The sequence below is a fragment of the Caulobacter sp. CCH9-E1 genome (genome assembly GCF_001556515.1).
Lineage (GTDB): Bacteria > Pseudomonadota > Alphaproteobacteria > Caulobacterales > Caulobacteraceae > Caulobacter.
Map to the genome: position 1 here is coordinate 1 of NZ_LSJA01000382.1, position 1566 is coordinate 1566.

General features: G+C 68.4%; 1 pseudogene. It reads left to right on the forward strand.

Features of this window, described 5'->3' with window-relative positions:
• A pseudogene (locus AX690_RS23480) lies at window positions 1–1566 on the forward strand (ice nucleation protein); the annotation flags it as partial.

Consider the following 1566-nt stretch of genomic DNA (forward strand, 5'->3'; position numbering starts at 1 on the left):
TCGGCGCTCTGAGCCAGGCTCAGGCGCAGGAGCTGTCGGTCACCCAGATCGGCGGTCTCTCGGCGACCCAGGTCGCGGCCCTGAACACCACGAACCTGACTTCGCTGAACGCCACTCAGCTCGGCGCGCTCTCGACCACTCAGGTCAAGGGCCTGACGGCGAGCCAGCTCGGCAGTCTCAGCGTCGCGAACGTTGGCAACCTGAGCGAGACGCAAGTCGGGGCGCTGAGCGCCTCGCAAATCGGCGCCCTGGCCGCTGGCAGCTTCTCGGCCCTGAACGCCACCCAGATCGGCGCTCTGAGCGAAACCCAAATCAAGGGCGTCACCGCCACGCAGCTGAAGGGTCTGACGACCGCTGACGTCGCCGAGCTGTCGACCACCCAGGTCGGGGCGCTGAGCGCTTCGCAGGTCGGCGCCCTGGGCGCCAACTTCTCGGCCCTGGACGCGACCCAGGTCGGCGCGCTCAACACGACCCAGATCAAGGGTCTGACGACGACCCAGCTGTCCAACCTCACGGCCACGGATGTCGGCGAGCTGTCGGCCACCCAGGTCGGCGCTCTTGGCGCGGATCAGATCAAGTTCCTGTCCGCCGGAAACCTGTCGGCCCTGACCGGAACCCAGGCGGCGGCTCTGACGACGACGCAGATCAAGGGTCTGACCACGACTCAGATCAACGGTCTGTCGACGACGGACGTCGGCGAACTGTCCGAAACCCAGCTGTCGGCCCTGTCGGCTCAGCAGGTCGCGGCGCTGAACGTTGACGACCTCACCGCCACCCAGATCTCGGGCCTCAGCGCCACCCTGATCGGCGCGCTTGGCTCGGCCAAGTTCTCGGGATGGGACGCCACCCAGGTGGCCGCCCTGAGCGAGACCCAGATCAAGGGCCTGACCGCGACGCAGCTGGGCGGCCTCACCAACGCCGATATCGCTGAGCTCTCGGCGACCCAGATCGGCGCTCTGACGCCGACCCAGGTTGGCGCGATCAGCGCCTTCTCGGCCCTGGACGCCACGCAGACCGCGGCGTTGTCGACGACCCAGGTCAAGGGGCTGAAGGCCAACCAGCTGAAGAACCTGACGGCCACCGACGTTGGCGAGCTGTCGGAGACCCAGGTCGGGGCGTTGGCCCCGTCGCAACTGGGCGCCCTGAGCACGACGGCTCTGTCGGCCCTCACGGCGACCCAAGTGGCCGCGCTGTCGACGACCCAGGTCAAGGGCCTGACCACGACCCAGGTGTCCAACCTCACCGCCACCGACATCGGTGAGTTCTCGGCGACCCAGATCGGCGCCCTGACGGCCGACCAGGTCAAGTCGTTGACGGCGGCCAACCTCTCGGTCCTGGACGCCACCCAAGCCGGCGCCCTGACCAACACCCAGATCGCGGCGCTGACGACGACCCAGCTGAAGGGTCTGTCGGTCACCGATATCGATGAGCTGTCGGCCACCCAGGTCGGCGCGCTCTCCGCTCTGCAGGTTGGCGCCCTGAGCCAGGCTCAGGTGCAGGAGCTTTCGGCGACCCAGATCGGCGGCCTGTCGGCCAGCCAGGTCGGCGCCCTGACCACGACGAACC